Genomic DNA, 16,593 nt, shown 5'->3' with positions numbered 1-16,593 from the left:
CCTGTTGGGCATCCCGCCACACTACCAAGGATAACCAAATGCTATTTGACACCTACCGCATGGGAAATATTTCACTCGCCAACCGCACCGTCATGGCCCCCATGACCCGCAGCCGCGCCGTGGACCACAACATCCCCAACGCACTGATGGCCGAGTACTACGCGCAGCGCGCAACAGCCGGACTGATCATTACCGAAGGTGTATCGCCCTCGCCCAACGGACTGGGCTACGCGCGCATTCCTGGCCTGTTCAATGCCGAGCAGGTCGCAGGCTGGCGCCTGGTCACCGATGCCGTGCACGCCAAGGGCGGAAAAATATTTGTGCAGTTCATGCATTGCGGCCGTGTGGCGCACCAGGCCAACCTGCCAGGCGGCGCCAAGGCTGTGGGGCCCAGCGCAGAAGTCTGCCCTGGCGAGATGTGGACGGATGCCTCCGGCATGCAAGCGCACACCGCGCCTGTGGCCATGACCGCCGACGACATTGCCACGGCCACCACCGAATACGCCACAGCTGCCAAGCTGGCAGTGCAAGCCGGCTTTGATGGTATTGAGCTGCACGCCGCCAATGGCTATTTGCTGGAGCAATTCCTCAACGCCAACGTAAACAAGCGCACCGATGGCTACGGCGGCAGCGCTGAAGGCAGAAACCGCTTTGTGCTGGAAGTGGCCCAGGCCTGCGTGAACGCGATTGGCGCAGACAAAGTGGGCATGCGCATCTCGCCGCACGGCGTATTCAACGGCACGGGTCCGTTTGAAGGTGTGGAGCCGCAATATGTCGCACTGACTGAAAAAGTATCTGCCATGGGTCTGGTTTATTTGCACCAACTGGACCACTCTGCCATGGGCGCACCTGCAGTGCCAACCGCCTTGAAGAAACTACTGCGAAATACATTCAAGCAGACCTATATTGCAGCGGGTGGTTTTGATGCAGCGTCTGCCGAGGCCTTGCTGAAATCCGGCGACGCAGATCTGATAGCTTTCGGCCGTCCCTTCCTGTGCAACCCGGATCTGGTTGCGCGCCTGCAGACCGGGGCGGCATTGAACGAACCCGATATGTCTACGTTTTATACACCCGGTGAAAAAGGCTATACCGACTACCCCGCACTGGCCTGATTCATACATTTGGTCATAGACTGGCAAAATATATTCACAAACCGCCATGCAGCACCACTGCATGGCGGAGAATCTATTTCACTATCTCGCTACCCAAAGGATGTATATGTCGTTATCAAAAACCACACTCTCGGCCATTCAACAAGCCGGCCAAGGCCTGCACAAGGCAACAGTGGTGGTCTCGGCGGCAGTTCGCGAACAGGCAGAACACATGGTGGCCGCAGTAGCCAACCAGCCCTACCAGGCGGAAGGCGAACAGGCCTTTGCCAACTTCAAGATGCTGGCCCGTCTGTCGCAAGACCTGCAAACCCTGGAAGAACAATTGCGCGCCCTGTACGCCACAGCCACCGAGCTCTCCAGCCCCGAAATGGATGTGGTCGTTGCCCTGCCGCGCGCCTCGGCCCGTGCCCGTGCCGCCGCCCTTGCCCAGAACGAGGCCGCTGAAGATGCAGTCATCAAGGCCGCCCCGCAGGGCCGCAGCAATCCCAAGGCCAAAGCCAAAGCCAAGAAGGCCGCCAAATCCAACAAGCCCGTCACACTGACTGGCAACGACAGCAAGGTTCTGGACTACCTGAAGACCGTGCTGAAGACCGACACCTGGACCGACCTGACCGGTGCCGCTGTGGCCCAAGGCGCAGCCATGCCCCTGGGTTCGGTTGGCATTTCGCTCAAGAAAGTGGTGCTGGCAGGTGCCGTGAAGAAAACCGGCAAGGGCAGCTACCAACTGGCAGCCTGATGGCAGCCTGACCCCCCCGCCGGATACCCGGGCGGCCCGGCAGTGCCGGGGCAAATTCCCGACCCGAAGCCAGGCTGCCTGCAGCTTGACTTAAAAGTAGCACTTGGTCCTAATCGCACCAACAAAAATGCTACGGGGGATGCCATGCTGAATACCAAGACAGCTCCTTACGCGGTGCTGCTGCTCCGCGTAAGCCTGGGCCTGCTGTTTCTGGCGCACGCCGCCACCAAGGTCTTCATCATCACCCTGCCCGGCTTCGTTGGCTTTTTTGCATCACTGGGCCTGCCCCCCTTCTTGGCCTATGCCATTGTGGCGCTGGAGACGTGGGGTGGCCTGGCTCTGATACTGGGCATCTACGCACCGCTGGTCGCACTGACCCTGGCCATTGAGGTACTGGCAACCATTGTCCTGGTGCATGCCGGCAAGGGATGGCAAGCCGGCAAAGGCGGCTGGGAGTTCCCTGCGCTGTGGACGGTGGCGCTGATTGCGATCTGCCTGCTGGGCGATGGGCCCTATGCCTTGCGGCCGCTGGGCACGGTCAAGCGACCATAGCCTGATGTGCCGGCACTGCGCTCCCGGCAGTCCTCATACGTATACCTATTGAAACAATACAGATTGTTGGTGTGGTGTAACCGTCACACAAGTATGCAACTTTTTTTCCATTTCGTAACGCTGTTGAAAATTCATTGACCTCATTGGGAAGCTGCCAGCCCCTTGCAGTTTTCGGGCTCTTGTTTCTGCGTCGCAAGCAAGGGTAATCACTCGGTAATCCCCCGGTAACCCCTCTCGGGGTTTACCTGCTCCCATGTCCCCAAGCGCCTTGAGCTCCCCAAAATCGCACTGTTCCTCACCGAACAACGTGAACCAGGCGGGAGTGCCTGGTGCATCCAAAAATACTTTTTCAACTGGAGACAATATGAATCAATCATCACGCTTTGCTGTCCGCGCAACTTCTGTTGCTGTGTTCCTTGCAATGGGTACAGCTGCCTATGCAGCACCCAATGTGGACGCCAATATCGAGCTTGACAGCACCTACAACAGCGGCAGCCAACTCGGCTCTGCCGGCACCGGCATGAGCCAGAGCGGCCGTCTGGAACTGAATGTTTCGCAAAAGGCTGGCACCGACTACTTCGTCGCTGGACGCGCCACCCTGCTGGCCAAGAAAGATGGATCCGCAGGTACCGATGACCTGTGGGTGCAGCTGGGTTCGGCCAGCGCCGATGTGAAGCTGGGCCGCTTTGAAGCCGCCGACCTGTTCCCTATCGCCCAGGACACCGTGGTCAACCACGCTGGCAACGTGTACGGCACCAACCTGCTGCGCGGCCGCAGCGAAAAATTCCACGCAGCCCTGAGCGTCAACGGCGGCAGCACGCTGAAGTTTGAGCTGGGCCTGATCGACGCAACCGATGCCGCCCTGGGCACCGGTGCCAAGGGCGTACGCCCCGTGGTGATGTTCTCCTCCGGCGCCTTTGGCTTCAAGGTCGGCGCTGAGTCTGGCCAGTACGGCGTGAGCGGCAACAAGATCGAAGGCATGGGCTTTACCGGCAACTACTCCGCCAATGGCATGGCCGTCAACCTGAACTACGCACAGGGCAAGCAGGATGCAGCCGCAGACAACAAGATGACCTCCATGGCCATCAACGGCCAGGTCGGCGCCTTCGCCCTGGGCTTTGTCTCGGCAAAGAATGACCAGACCGGTGGCGACAAGCAGGTCCAGACCGTGCACGCTTCCTACAGCATTCCGCTGTTCGGCGTGGCTGGTGCCTCCATTACGCCCGCTATTTCCCACTCCACACTCAAGGACAGCGTCCTGGGAACCAACCAGGATGTGGACGCCTTCCGCGTGCGCCTGCACTACGACTTCTAAGCCGTCGTATTCCGGTTAAATAGATCCAAGGTAGAACTTCAGGGGTGCTCGCAAGAGCACCCTTTTTTTTGGCTTTTTTCAGGCTACCCTCTGTGGATGCCTATTGACCCAGACGCTGACACACCCACCCCATGCAAGCCCTGCTAGACACCATCGCCACGCTGTCCATGCCCGTGGATGCCCAGCGCCTGTTTCATGGTCGGGGTGGATTGCATCCGGGCTGCGAACATCTGGCGCTGGATGCTTTTCCACCGGTGCTGGTGCTGACCAGCTTTCTGGCCCTGGATGCAGAAGCATTGGCCACGGTGCAGGCTGCGCTGCAACAACGCTGGCAGGCGCTTGCTCCAGAGCAGCAGCTCAACTGGGTCTACCAGTGCCGCGCTGAGGGCCATGTGGAGACCCGCCTGATGGCCGGCAGCGTGCCCGAGCCGCATGTGGTCACCGAGCGCGGCGCGCGCTTTCGGGTGCATGTGCTCAAGGGGCAGAACCACGGCCTGTTTCTGGACATGGCCGAGGGACGGCACTGGGTGGCCCGGCATGTGGCTGCACAGGCGCGCTGCAAGGTGCTCAACCTGTTTGCCTATACCTGCGGCTTTTCGGTGGTGGCGCTCAGGGCCGGTGCGCGCCAGGTGGTGAATGTGGACATGAGCCACGGAGCCATGGGCATCGGGCAGCACAACCACCAGCTCAACGGCATCACGGCGGGGGCCAGCTTTCTGGTGCACGACGTGTTCAGCACCTGGGGCAAGATCACGCGCGGCGGGCCGTATGACCTGGTCATCCTGGATCCGCCCAGCTACCAGAGGGGCAGCTTCGTGGCCACCAAGGACTATGTGCGCCTGATGCGCCGCCTGCCGGACCTGCTGGAGTCTGGTGGACACGCGTTGTTGTGCCTGAATGCGCCCGAGCTGGACGCGGCCTTCTTGCAGGACGCCATGCAGACGCTGGTGCCCGACCTGCAGTTTGTGCAGCGCCTGCCCAACCCGCCGGTGTTTGCCGATGTGTCAGAGGCGCGCGCACTCAAGGTGCTGCTGTACCGGGCTGCGGATTAGCCGGCTGCGCGGGTCTCGCCATGGCGCATCAGCCAGATGCGCTCCAGCGGCAGGCCGCGCGCCTGTAGTGCGGCAGCCACATCGTGCGGCGGCTGGTCAAAGGACTCCTGGGTCAGCTTGAATGTGCCCCAATGCACGCCCAGGGCCTGCCTGGCCTCCACATCCAGCATGAGCTGCACCGCGTCCGCCGGGTTCACATGCATGCTCTTCATGAAGTCGCGCGGCAGGTACGCACCTATGGGCAGGGCCAGCAAGTCCACTGCGCCCAGGCGTTGGCGAATGGCCTGGAAGTCTGCGCTGTAACCCGTGTCACCAGGAAACAGAAAGCGCCAGACATCGGCCGCGCCAGGACGGTGCTCCACCATGTAGCCACCCCAGAGCGAGGCATTGGTGTCAAACGGCGTGCGGCGGCTCCAGTGCTGTGCGGGCGTGAAGTGGATGCGCACCGGCTGCGCCAACCGGGCACCGTCGCGGTCCTGCGTCACGTCCGCGTGCTGCCACCAATCCAGCTCGGTCACATGCGGGATGCTGCGCGCGTCAAACCAGGCCTTCAGGCCCAGCGGCACAAAGATGCGCGGTTTCTGGCCGGAGCGGACCAGCGCGGCAATCGTGGCATCGCACAGGTGGTCGTAGTGGTTGTGCGAAATCAGCAGCACATCGATGGGGGGCAACTGGTCCGCACGCAGGGGAGCGGGCACCATGCGCGGCGCACCAAAGCGCCCATAAGGCCCGGCATAGTTGGCCAGCGTGGGGTCGGTCAGCACATTGAGACCACCCACCTGCAACAACACCGTCACATGGCCCAGCCAGCTCACCACCGGCACCTGCTGCCGCTGTGCCAGGGCCGCATGGTCTACCTCGGTGCTCCACTCCCGGGCGAAGCTGGCGTAACCATGGCGGGGTTCCGCCAGCGGCTTGAAGTCGCCCCGCAGGCTGCGCCAGACCATTTCGTACCAGGGGAAGTTGCCAATCACCACCGCGGGGTTGCTGTTGGCAAAGCCGCCCGGGCGATGGTGCGAGGGCTGGGTGGCCGAAGGGGCTGTGGGCATAGGTTGGTGGACCGTGGATATTGTGTGGGGTGCCTGGCGCAGGCAAGCGGCAAGTCTAAGGCCGCAGCGCACGGCGCGGGAGCCGCTACCATAAGACCATGCTGACCCTTCAAACCGCCCTCGCCTTTCTTGGCGTCTCCCTGCTGCTGGGCCTCACGCCCGGCCCCGACAACATCTTTGTGCTGCTGCAGTCCGCCAGCCACGGCCGGCGTGCGGGCATGCTGGTGGTGCTGGGCCTGTGTGGCGGCCTGGTGGTGCACACCACGGCCATCGCCCTGGGGCTGGCAGCCGTTTTTGCCGCCTCGCAGGCGGCGTTTGTGGTGCTGAAATATGCGGGCTCCACCTACCTGGCCTATCTGGCCTGGCAGGCGTTTCGTGCACCAGTGTCGGTGGGCGACAAGGCCTCGGCACCGGTGCTGCGGCCCGGGCAACTGTTTCTGCGCGGCATGCTCATGAACCTGACCAACCCCAAGGTGGTGTTCTTCTTTCTGGCCTTCTTGCCGCAGTTTGTAAATGCCTCGCGCGGCATGGTGGCCCTGCAACTGGCGCAACTGGGCGGCCTGTTCATCCTGGCCACGCTGCTGAGCTTTGGCGCCATCAGCTATTTTGCCGCCACCGCAGGCCAGCGCCTGCGCAGCTCGGCACGGGCCCAGACCTGGATGAACCGTGTGGCCGCCACGGTGTTTGCCGGGCTGGCCATCAGGATGGTGCTGGCGACCCGCTAAACGCAGGTCGGCTCCAGGGCCTGAAGCCACAGTGCGTCGATGGCACTGAGTTTGTCCTTGTCAAATTCGTCAATGACCTCCCAGTACCGCCCTGAGGGAACCATGTACCCCAGTGCGGCCTCGGCTTTCGATGCCTGCGAAATGGCCTCTGTGCTCAGATACGCGGCGTGTTCGGCCAGGAACTCCGGCAGATGCGACGGCACGGCCAGTTGCGACAGGGAAGAGCGTGGAAACAGCAATTTGGAGTCATCCAGTTCAGACAGGTTGACCACGGCACACTGCTGCGCTCTTGCAATGGCCATCAGCCGTACCGACTTGGCCTGCAAGGATTGCAGCGTAATGTCGGGCCGCAAGGGGTCCGCCTGGCCCTGGCCGTAAAAATGGCTGTCGGTCGCCTGAGTTGCTGGATAAACCATATCGCACCCCAGGTAAGCAATGACATCCGGCTTGAGTGCGCCCAAAGCCCAATAGCCGGTTGTATAGGACATGGTCCCACCGGCGTAGACAAAACCACCAAAGCGGTTTTGCTCAGGGACAAATTCGTTCGAAGTGACCAGCTTCTGGTGGCTTCGAATGGCTGCCGTGGGGCGGCGCTCGACTGGAAAATCGTCGGCATAGATCAGGAAGTCCCAGTCTTCCCGAATTTGCCAGGCGTTGTTGATCACGACACAAGCCGAAAAACCTGACAAATCCCAATGCCTGGCCCTGACGGCATCCGGTGCACTGCCAATGATTAACACCACATTCAAGCCGTTTGCCACATGCACTCCCATCCTGTTGTATGAAAAAATCTTCGGGGCCGGCCCACCCCTGCTGGCTGATACCTCAAGCCTTGGTTGCCTGCTGTGCGTCCTGGGCATCCAGTTCCGCCATCTCAGCCTCGGTGAACACGCGCGAGCGGGTATGGAAGGCCTTGCCCTCCGGCCCTTCGAGCGAGAAGGTGCCGCCGTGGCCTTCGATCACGTCGATGATAAGCTGGGTATGGCGCCAGTATTCGTATTGCGCGCGGCCTATGTAAAACGGGCTGCCGCCCACATCGCCCAGGTACACATCGCCGACACCCATGGTGATTTCGCCGGGCAGGTAGCAATTGGCCGCGCTGTTGTCGCAGCAGCCGCCGGACTGGTGGAACATCAGGTCCGGGCCGTATTTGGTTTTCAGGAAGGCCACCAACTCCAGGGCTGCGGGGGTGGCTACTACTTTTTCTACCATGTGAGGCTCCTCATGTGAGTTGCGTTATTGGCGCTCGCAGCGCAACAGCCGGGTGCTGTGCTTGCTGCATTGTTTGCTCTCGCAGCGCAACAGCCGGGTGGGACAGTCGCCTCATGGTGGAGTACCACAAATCGGCTCGTGCCCCACCCGGCTGTTGCGCAGGTTGGTTGGCACCCGACGTTTTGAAGTCATTGCGTCGGGGGCTTGGTTAGCGCGGCGTCAGTCGCCGGGCTTATTCGCTTTAGAAAAAGCCCAGCTTGGACTCGCTGTAGCTTACCAACAGGTTCTTGGTTTGTTGGTAGTGGTCCAGCATGACCTTGTGGGTCTCGCGGCCAATGCCGGATTCCTTGTAGCCGCCGAAGGCAGCGTGCGCGGGGTAGGCGTGGTAGCAGTTGGTCCAGACGCGGCCGGCCTTGATGGCGCGGCCCATGCGGTAGGCCACATTGCCGTTGCGGCTCCAGACACCGGCGCCCAGTCCGTACAGGGTGTCGTTGGCAATCTCAAGCGCTTCGGCTTCGTCCTTGAAGGTGGTCACAGCCAGCACCGGTCCAAAAATTTCTTCCTGGAAAATGCGCATCTTGTTGTGGCCCTTGAACAGCGTGGGCTGCACGTAGTAGCCGCCTTCGAGTTCGCCACCCAGGTGGGCCTGGTTGCCGCCGGAGAGCACTTCGGCGCCTTCCTGCTTGCCCAGGTCCAGGTAGGACAGGATCTTGGTGAGCTGCTCTTTGGAAGCCTGTGCGCCCATCATGCTGTCGGTGTCCAGCGGGTTCTGGTGCGCAATGGCGGCCACGCGCTTCAGGACACGTTCCATGAACTTGTCATAGATGGATTCCTGGATGAGCGCGCGCGATGGGCAGGTGCAGACTTCGCCCTGGTTGAAGGCAAACAGCACCAGGCCTTCGATGGCCTTGTCCAGGAAGCCGTCGTCCTTGTCCATGATGTCGGCAAAGAACACGTTGGGCGACTTGCCGCCCAGTTCCAGCGTGGCGGGAATCAGGTTGTTGGCAGCGGCCTGGGCGATCACGCGGCCGGTGGTGGTGGAGCCGGTGAAGGCGATCTTGGCGATGCGCTTGCTGGTGGCCAGAGGCATGCCGGCTTCGCGGCCGTAGCCGTTGACGATGTTCAACACGCCTGGGGGCAGGATGTCGGCAATCAGCTCGGCCAGGATCAGGATGCTGATGGGGGTGGATTCAGCGGGCTTCAACACCACGCAGTTGCCAGCGCCAATGGCGGGAGCCAGTTTCCAGGCGGCCATCAGGATGGGGAAGTTCCAGGGGATGATCTGACCGACCACGCCCAGGGGTTCCTGGAAGTGATAGGCCACGGTGTTCTCGTCGATGTTGGACAGCGCGCCTTCTTGCGAACGCAGGCAGCCGGCAAAGTAACGGAAGTGGTCCACCGTGAGCGGGATGTCGGCGTTCAGGGTTTCGCGGATGGCCTTGCCGTTGTCCACGGTCTCGGCGTAGGCCAGCAGTTCCAGGTTGGCTTCGATGCGGTCGGCAATTTTGAGCAGCAGGTTGGAGCGGGTAGCCGCATCGGTCTTGCCCCAGGCATCGGCAGCAGCGTGGGCAGCGTCCAGTGCCAGCTCGATGTCTTCTGCAGTAGAGCGTGCAGCCTGGGTGTAGACCTTGCCGGTCACGGGGGTGATGACATCAAAGTACTGGCCCTTGACGGGGGCCACAAACTTGCCACCGATGAAGTTGTTGTATTGGGCCTTGTAGGCAATCTTGGCACCGGCTGCACCGGGGAACGCGTAGATCATTTATGTCTCCAGAATTTGATAAGAGGTTGGTTGTTGCCCTTGCGGGTACCTCTTCATACTCAAGTCCTGTGCCACTGCGTGCCATGTAAGCAAGCGCCTTGATTTCATTGGGCTTTTGCGTTGCGCTTGTCACAGTGCGCGTTGGCCGCTGCAGCCATGGAGCGTTCCAAAGTGGAACACCTGTGAGACAAGCGGACAGTTGGCGCAACAGTTGTCTATGCAAGTGCGTGCATAGCATCAGACCAAACCAGGCTTGGCCTGCAACCGATACGCTGGCCCAAAGCGTCTATGCGCGGGGAATGCGCCGGGCAATCGCCTCGGCCCACATCATCTTGGACTCGGGGTAAATCATGGACTCTTCCAGCGCGATGTGGCCGTCCATCAGTTCCAGGAAGGTGGCCACGTTGTGCTGGAACTCCTCGCCCTGAAACCAGTCATTGCCCTCGGAGATGGCACGCAACTGGGGTCCGAGTTCAAGCCAGTTTTCTTCGATGAAGCCGTGGTCCTGCTGCAGGCTGCGCACGGCGGACTTGATCTCCTCGCTGCCTGCTTCCAGCAGGGGCGGAAATACATGCAGCTCTTCCTGCGCGTGGTGCTCGCGCGAGGTGCTGGAAAAATACGCCTCGATCTCTCCGGCCAGTTGGCGGTCCGCCGCCTCAAGTCCGGCGGTCTGCATATGCAGGGCCATGCGCTGCAATTCGCTCAGGTGTTCCTGGATTTGCAGGTGGCAGGCGTCAAGTGCCTTGAAGGGCTGGACGGGAGTAGCGGTCGTCATGCGGATCTCCTAAAAGTGGTGCTGCGGGTTTCAAACGAAGGAATTTTGAAACGCCGAACGCAGAACCACTTTGCGTCAGATTAAGCCCGCCGCAGATTCAGCCAAATTGGTACGAGGCCATATCCACCGCCATGACGTGGTCGAGCAGGATGCGTTCGCCGGGGTCACTGCCGGCCGCACCGGCCACCACCATCAGCGGAATCAGGTGGTCTTCGCGGGGATGGGCCTGGCGGGCGGCGGGGGCCTGCTCCCAGTCCAGCAGCATCTGCCGGCGCACGGCGGCGTCGCTCTGGGTCACGGCACGGTTGAGGTACTGCTCAAAGGCCGCAGCCACCTGCGTAGAGGCCGGGTTACCGAAGCCGCGCATGTTGTGATAGGTCAGGCCGCTGCCCACGATCAGAATGCCTTCATCCCGCAGGGGGGCCAGCAGCTCGCCCACACGGAAGTGTTCGGCCGCGTCATAGCCCGACTTCATGGACAGCAGCACGATGGGCATGTCGGCCTGCGGGTACATCAGGCCCAAGGGTACAAAGGTGCCGTGGTCAAAGCCACGCGCGGGATCGGCCTTGCAGGCAATGCCGCCACCTACCAGCAATTCGGTCACGCGCGCGGCCAGTTCGGGTGAGCCCTTGGCCGGGTATTGCAGGGTGTAGGTGTGGGCCGGAAAACCCGAGTAGTCGTAGTCCATGGGCGGCTGGGCCGAGGTGGAGACGCTGAACTGAGCGGCCTCCCAGTGGCCGGTGATCACCAGCACCGCTTTGGGCCTTGCGGGCAGGCCCGCAGGCAGGGCACGAAAGGCCTCGGCCGTCCTGGCAAACATTTCACGCATGCCATCCACAAAGGGCCAGGGGCCGCCGCCGTGGGATACAAAAAGGGTGGGGAGTCTGGTGCTGGACATGGGGTTGCCTTGAGAGATGGGTGCTTGCCACAATTATGCGTGTCTCCTGCAGGACTTCGGTGCTCTGCACCACACTGCATGGCCTGTATGCTCGAAGTCTCTTCAGACCCTGCACACCATGCCACTCAGCCCCACCCAACTCCTGCCGTTCTTGTTTGTGGTGCTGTGGTCCACCGGCTTCATTGGCGCGCGCCTGGGCCTGCCGCACATCCAGCCGCTGGTCTTCTTGCTGATCCGTTATGTCGCCGTGCTGTGCTGCATGCTGCCCATTGCCCTGCTCAGCCGCGCGCCTTGGCCCCAGTCGGCGCGGCAGTGGCTTCACATTGGCGTCTCGGGCCTGCTGGTGCATGGCTTGTATCTGGGCGGGGTGTTTATCGCCATTTCGCTGGGCCTGTCGGCGGGCGTGGCCAGCCTGGTGGTGAGTGTGCAGCCCTTGCTCACCGCCATTGGTGCGGGCTATTTTCTGGGGGCCAGCGTGGCGGCGCGCCAGTGGGTCGGCCTGCTGCTGGGTCTGGCGGGCGTGGCGCTGGTGGTATCCAACAAGCTGGGTCAGGAGTTTGGGGCCCTGGCCCTGGTGCCGGCCGTGGTGGCCCTGTTGGCCATTACCGCAGGCACGCTGTACCAGAAGAAGTTTTGCCCGGTGTTTGACTGGCGCACCGGCGCCATTGCCCAGTTTCTGCCCACGGCCATCCTCACCGGCCTCGCAGCACTCCTGACCGAGAGCTTCCAGATCGACTGGAGCGGCGAGCTCTTCTTTGCCCTGGGCTGGCTGGTGCTGGTGCTGTCGATTGGCGCGGTGAGCCTGCTGAACTGGCTGATTCGCCACAGCAACGCCGTCAACGTGGCCAGCCTGTTCTACCTGGTGCCACCCTGCACCGCGCTGTTTGCCTGGCTGCTGTTTGACAACACGCTCTCGGGCCTGGCCCTGGTGGGCATGGGCCTGACGGTCTGGGGCGTATACCTGGCGCGCAAGTAAACACGACCGGCACGCGATGTGACATAGGTCAAGCGCAACAGGTGCCGAATGGCTATGATTTGCCCACACATTGAACCACTCACCGGAGATATTTCATGACCATACTCGTTGCCTACGTTCCCCGTCCCGAAGGCCAGGCCGCTCTTGAAAAAGGCATTGAACTGGCCCTGGCCAGCAAGGAAAACCTGATTGTGGTGAATGCCACGCCCGGCGGCACGGGCGAAGACCCTTCGCGCGCCGATGCACAGGATGTGGAGCGCGTGGAGCAGCTGATTTCGGTCTCCGGCATCAAGGCCGAATTCAAGCAGTTCGTGCGCGGCAAGAATGCCGTGGAAGAGCTCAATGACCTGGTGGCCGCGCACAGCGTCTCCATGCTGGTGATTGGCCTGCGCAAGCGCACTGCGGTTGGCAAGCTGATCATGGGCAGCATGGCCCAGGAAATTTTGATGACGGTCGAGTGCCCCATCCTGGCTGTCAAAGCCAACTAAAGAGATAGCGCCCCCACGGTTGCCCACTTCGTGTGGCGCCCTGCCCCCCGAGGGGGTCGCGTTTGCCTTGCGGCGCTGGCCGCCAAGCGGTCCAGAGCGCCTTGGGGCGGCCCGGCGGCGAAACCGAGCCCCCACGCTCCCCGCTGCGCGTGGTTCGCTGCCCCCAAAAGGAGGCGCGTGGTCAACCCCACTGCATGCAACGCATGCTGATGGTGCCGTTCTGGAAGCCCTCAAAGGCAAACGTGGGCTTTTCACCAAAGCCTGCGGCGCCCAGCGCGTACAGCAGGGGCCAGTAATGGTCGGGCGTGGGCACAGCGGCCGTGTGTGAGGCATCCAGGCTCTGGTAGTCCATCAGTGACTCCACGGCGCCCGCCAGTAGCGCCTTCTTCACCGCACCGTCATAGGCCTGTGCCCAGGGCTTGCTGGCTTGCGCCGTGATGGCGTCTGACGCTTCGGTAGCGCGCAGGTTGTGCACCACATTGCCACTGCCTGCCACCAGCACCCCCTTCTCACGCAAGGCCGCCAGCGCGCGGCCCAGCGCGAAGTGGTATTTGCCAGCTTGGGCATAGTCAATCGAGACCTGAAACACCGGCACATCGGCCAGTGGGTACATATGGTGCAGCACCGTCCAGGCGCCATGGTCCAGGCCCCATTCCAGGCTGGGTGCGGCATTCACCGCCTTCAGGGCCGCGAGTGCCTGCAGCGCAAATTCGGGCGAGCCAGGTGCCGGGTATTGCATCTGCGTGAGCTCTTGCGGGAAGCCGCCAAAGTCATGGATGGTCTCAGGCTGGCGCACCATGGCCACTGCCGTGCCGCCCCGGGTCAGCCAGTGCGCAGACACCATCAGGATGGCACGCGGGCGCCCGATATCGCGGCCCCACTGGCGCAGGCGACGGCTGAAGCGGTTGTCCTGCACGGCGTTCAGGGGGCTGCCGTGGCCGATGAAAATGCTGGGCATTTTTTGCACCGGGCCTTGGGCGGCCACGGCTTGGTCCAGTGCCGCCAGCAAGGTGGCCACACCGCCAGACAGGCCCAGGTAGCGCAGCAGGCCGCGCCGCGTGGTGGAGTGGGTGGGTGCTTGCAGGTGTGTGGGAGCCATGTCGTTGCTTGCTTGGGTTTGCCGGGTTGAAGCCTAAGGGACAGCGCGCCGTTTGCCGGCAATCACCAGCGCCACGCCGCCCAGAATCACCAGCGATGCCAGGGCCAGCCGCAGGCTTGGCGGCTCGCCCAGCAACAGGGCCGCGCCCAGCGCAGCCAAGGCGGGCACGGTCAGCTGGATCGAGGCGGCGCTGCTGGCGTTCAGGCCGCGCAAGGCGGTGTACCAGATGGCATAGCCCAGGCCCGAGGCCAGCGCACCCGAGGCCAGGGCCAGCAGCCAGCCCGTGGGCTCGGCATGCAGTGCGCCCGGACTGAACCAGGCTGGCAACAGCGCCAGCAGGCCTAGCACGCTGGCGCGCCAGAAGTTGCCCGCCGTCACGGCCGTGGCATCGCCCTGGCCACGGCCGCGCAGCGAATACACACCCCACGCCGCGCCTGCACACAGCATCAGCAGGCAGCCCAACAAGGGCGGTGCCGCCAAACCCGGCAGCAGCATGGCCACCAGGCCCGCACAAGCGGCCAGCAGCCCCAGCCATTGCATAGCCCGCAGGCGCTCGCCGCGCCACAGACCCCAGGCAATCATGGTGACCTGTACGGTGCCAAACAGCAGCAGGGCACCGGTGGCGGCCGTCAGTTGCAAATAGGCCCAGGAGAAACCAGCCGCGTAGACAAACAGCGCACACGCCGAGGACCAATCGCCACTGCGCGAAAAACCGCCACTGCGCAGGCGCACCACCAGTGCCAGCACCATCGCACCAGACAGCAGGCGCACGGCAGTGAAGGTGGCCGCATCCACACTTCCACTCCGGAGTGCCAGCCGGCACAACAGGGAATTGGCGGCAAAGGCCAGCATGGCCAGTGCGGCCAGCAACAACACGGGCAGCCGGACAGGGTTGGAAAATGGGATTGGCATGGTCAGTGGGTAGCGCAGGCCGTTGGCTTGGCCCGACTGTAATCCAGCAGCTGTCTGGCTGCAGGCTTGCAAGCCAAAGTGGGTTCAACATAAACACGGCCATCTTCCAGATCGGCGTGCTTTCCTTCGTTACACTGAATCCATACACAACTACACAGCCCTGGCCCGGTAGCCGTTTTGTCCATGGCACTTTTGTCTGAAGACATTTCCAACGCGCGTGCGCTGGTCGTCGAAGGAAACCCGGCGATGCGCTCCATGCTGGCCAGCCAGCTGCGCGAGTTTGGCGTGAAAACGGTGGTGCAGTGCGGCCGCATCATTGATGCCCGGCGCCATCTGGAATACCAGACCTTCGATTTCGTTTTGTGCGAGCTGCACTTCCACGACGAGAACGCGTCCGGCCAGGACTTGCTGGACGATTTGCGCCGCAACCAGCTGCTGCCCTACTCCACCGTGTTTGTGATGATCACCGGCGAGGCCACTTATGCCCATGTGGCAGAAGCCGCCGAATCCGCGCTGGACGGCTATCTGCTCAAGCCCCACAAGGCATCGCAATTGGGCGAGCGGCTGCAGCAGGCGCGCATCCGCAAGGTGTCGCTGCAAGGCATCTTCAGCGCCATTGAAGAAGAAGACTTTGCCGGTGCCTGCAAGCAGTGTGTGGAACGCTTCAACACCCGGGGCCCGTTCTGGCTGTATGCCGCGCGCATTGGTGCGGAGCTGCTGTTGCGCATTGACCAACCGGCCGAGGCCAAGAAACTGTACGAGGCCGTGATCAAGGCCAAGACCCTGCCCTGGGCCAAGCTGGGCGTGGCCCGCTCCATGCTGGATGGCGGCCAGATCACGGCGGCGGTGAGCACGCTGGAGAACCTGATTGCGCAGGACCCCTCCTATGCCGATGCCTACGACGTGATGGGCCGTGCGCAATTTGAACTGGGGAAATTTGACGAGGCGCTGGCCACCTACAAGATGGCCAGCAAGCTGACGCCCGCCTCGGTGGGGCGCCTGCAGAGCGTGGGCATCATGGCGTTCTACGCCGGAAAGCCGGAAGAGGCGGAATACGCGCTGCAGCGCACCTGCCTGGTGGGAATGGACTCCAAGCTGTTTGACTACCAGTGCCTGGTGCTGATGGCCTTTTTGCAATTCGAGCGCAATGACCACAAGGCGCTGCAGCGCTGCGTCCACGACTTTGACCGCCTGATCGACAAAAACCCGGAGACGGTGCGCCTGCAGCGCCTGGCCCGTGTTGTGGAGGCCCTGACGCTGCTGCAACACCACAAGATTGCACAGGCGCTGGCGCTGGTGCGGGAACTGGCGAGCGACATCCGTGAACCCGCCTTTGACTTTGAATCCGCCTCCAACCTCATCGCCCTGCTGTCGCAGATGGCCAAGCGGGCCATACAGCTCGACGAGGTGCACACCCTGATGGACCACCTGGCCCTGCGCTTTTGCGCCAGCCGCGCCATGAGCGAACTGCTGGCAGGGGCCGCCCACGCCTACCCCGCCTACGCCGAGCATGTGCGCGCAGGCAATACCAAAATCATCAAGTACGCCGAAGTCGCCATGTCGCTGAGCCTGCGCGGCAACCCCACCGGCGCAGTCAACGAACTGATTGAGCGTGGCCAGGAAACCCTCAACAGCAAGCTGGTGGAATCGGCCGAAATGGTGCTGCTGCGTTACAAGGAAAAAATCGGCGAGGCGCCCGAGCTGCATGCACGGGTTGCCGCCTTGCGGGCCCAGTGCATGGTCAACCCCATGCCGGGCCAACCTGGCACAGGCCCACGAAAGGCCGGGGCACTGACCCTGCGCGTTGGCGGCGGGCCGGTCAAGAAAAAAGCTGCCGCTGGCTGATTGGATGTGCACGGTCATCCCAAGTGGCAGCAGCTCCTATATATTCGTCATTGCGTTGTGCACACCTCGCCAACATCCATATTCA

Annotated in this window: 17 protein-coding genes; 9 read left to right on the top strand and 8 right to left on the bottom strand. The window is 62.5% G+C overall.

The genetic code is table 11. The features are described 5' to 3' along the window. The first annotated feature begins 38 nt into the window (after window positions 1-38). From DIC66_RS09610 to DIC66_RS09590, 5 genes are all read left to right on the top strand, one after another. Complete coding sequence (locus tag DIC66_RS09610) at window positions 39-1,112, top strand: alkene reductase (protein WP_117176489.1); 1,074 nt, start codon at window positions 39-41, stop codon at window positions 1,110-1,112. Between the two features lie 106 nt (window positions 1,113-1,218). After that, window positions 1,219-1,848, top strand: coding sequence for a hypothetical protein (locus DIC66_RS09605; RefSeq protein ID WP_117176487.1), 630 nt, complete (start codon window positions 1,219-1,221; stop codon window positions 1,846-1,848). A 144-nt stretch (window positions 1,849-1,992) separates the two neighbouring features. Continuing rightward, the gene (locus DIC66_RS09600; protein ID WP_117176485.1) at window positions 1,993-2,400 is read left to right on the top strand and encodes a DoxX family protein; all 408 of its coding nucleotides are present in this window, start codon (window positions 1,993-1,995) and stop codon (window positions 2,398-2,400) included. Between the two features lie 364 nt (window positions 2,401-2,764). Next, a complete protein-coding gene (locus DIC66_RS09595; RefSeq protein WP_158558886.1) occupies window positions 2,765-3,715 on the top strand; it encodes a carbohydrate porin in 951 nt (316 codons plus the stop codon). 131 nt (window positions 3,716-3,846) lie between these two features. Next, window positions 3,847-4,767, top strand: a complete 921-nt coding sequence (locus tag DIC66_RS09590) for a class I SAM-dependent methyltransferase (protein ID WP_117176481.1) — start codon at window positions 3,847-3,849, stop codon at window positions 4,765-4,767. On the opposite strand, the gene DIC66_RS09585 is transcribed toward DIC66_RS09590, so the two are convergent. Continuing rightward, window positions 4,764-5,816 (bottom strand): MBL fold metallo-hydrolase, encoded by a 1,053-nt coding sequence (locus DIC66_RS09585; RefSeq protein ID WP_117176479.1) that lies wholly within the window; start codon window positions 5,814-5,816, stop codon window positions 4,764-4,766. The two genes, DIC66_RS09590 and DIC66_RS09585, sit on opposite strands and share 4 nt — an antisense overlap. A gap of 98 nt (window positions 5,817-5,914) precedes the next feature. On the opposite strand from DIC66_RS09585, the gene DIC66_RS09580 reads away from it, so the two are divergent. Next, window positions 5,915-6,541 (top strand): LysE family translocator, encoded by a 627-nt coding sequence (locus DIC66_RS09580; protein WP_117176477.1) that lies wholly within the window; start codon window positions 5,915-5,917, stop codon window positions 6,539-6,541. Here the strand turns inward: DIC66_RS09580 and DIC66_RS09575 are convergent. The 5 genes from DIC66_RS09575 to DIC66_RS09555 all read right to left on the bottom strand — a co-directional run bounded on the left by DIC66_RS09575 (window position 6,538) and on the right by DIC66_RS09555 (window position 11,188). Next, window positions 6,538-7,302: a hypothetical protein gene (locus DIC66_RS09575; RefSeq protein ID WP_199534697.1), complete on the bottom strand. Its 765-nt coding sequence runs from the start codon at window positions 7,300-7,302 to the stop codon at window positions 6,538-6,540. The genes DIC66_RS09580 and DIC66_RS09575 overlap by 4 nt on opposite strands. Window positions 7,303-7,366: 64 nt before the next feature. Then, window positions 7,367-7,753, bottom strand: a complete 387-nt coding sequence (locus tag DIC66_RS09570) for a DUF779 domain-containing protein (protein ID WP_117176473.1) — start codon at window positions 7,751-7,753, stop codon at window positions 7,367-7,369. 241 nt (window positions 7,754-7,994) lie between these two features. After that, on the bottom strand, window positions 7,995-9,515 hold the full coding sequence (gene exaC, locus DIC66_RS09565) for an acetaldehyde dehydrogenase ExaC (protein WP_117176471.1): 1,521 nt from the start codon (window positions 9,513-9,515) through the stop codon (window positions 7,995-7,997). Between the two features lie 286 nt (window positions 9,516-9,801). After that, complete coding sequence (locus DIC66_RS09560) at window positions 9,802-10,290, bottom strand: hemerythrin domain-containing protein (protein WP_117176469.1); 489 nt, start codon at window positions 10,288-10,290, stop codon at window positions 9,802-9,804. Between the two features lie 97 nt (window positions 10,291-10,387). Beyond that, on the bottom strand, window positions 10,388-11,188 hold the full coding sequence (locus tag DIC66_RS09555; RefSeq protein WP_117176467.1) for a DODA-type extradiol aromatic ring-opening family dioxygenase: 801 nt from the start codon (window positions 11,186-11,188) through the stop codon (window positions 10,388-10,390). A 118-nt stretch (window positions 11,189-11,306) separates the two neighbouring features. Between DIC66_RS09555 and DIC66_RS09550 the strand changes: the two genes are divergently transcribed. Together DIC66_RS09550 and DIC66_RS09545 are read left to right on the top strand one after the other, a co-directional pair. Beyond that, window positions 11,307-12,164, top strand: a complete 858-nt coding sequence (locus tag DIC66_RS09550; RefSeq protein ID WP_117176465.1) for a DMT family transporter — start codon at window positions 11,307-11,309, stop codon at window positions 12,162-12,164. A 95-nt stretch (window positions 12,165-12,259) separates the two neighbouring features. Beyond that, window positions 12,260-12,652 (top strand): universal stress protein, encoded by a 393-nt coding sequence (locus DIC66_RS09545; RefSeq protein ID WP_117176463.1) that lies wholly within the window; start codon window positions 12,260-12,262, stop codon window positions 12,650-12,652. Between the two features lie 181 nt (window positions 12,653-12,833). Here the strand turns inward: DIC66_RS09545 and ygiD are convergent, their stop codons facing one another. Beyond that, complete coding sequence (gene ygiD, locus DIC66_RS09540; protein ID WP_117176461.1) at window positions 12,834-13,751, bottom strand: 4,5-DOPA-extradiol-dioxygenase; 918 nt, start codon at window positions 13,749-13,751, stop codon at window positions 12,834-12,836. Between the two features lie 33 nt (window positions 13,752-13,784). Next, window positions 13,785-14,663, bottom strand: a complete 879-nt coding sequence (locus DIC66_RS09535) for a DMT family transporter (protein ID WP_117176641.1) — start codon at window positions 14,661-14,663, stop codon at window positions 13,785-13,787. Window positions 14,664-14,846: 183 nt separating this feature from the next. Between DIC66_RS09535 and DIC66_RS09530 the strand changes: the two genes are divergently transcribed. After that, a complete protein-coding gene (locus tag DIC66_RS09530; protein WP_117176459.1) occupies window positions 14,847-16,508 on the top strand; it encodes a response regulator in 1,662 nt (553 codons plus the stop codon). The last annotated feature ends 85 nt before the right edge of the window (window positions 16,509-16,593 follow it).

Source organism: Rhodoferax lacus, from assembly GCF_003415675.1.
GTDB classification, from domain to species: domain Bacteria; phylum Pseudomonadota; class Gammaproteobacteria; order Burkholderiales; family Burkholderiaceae_C; genus Allorhodoferax; species Allorhodoferax lacus.
This window is presented reverse-complemented; position numbering and strand designations above follow the sequence as displayed.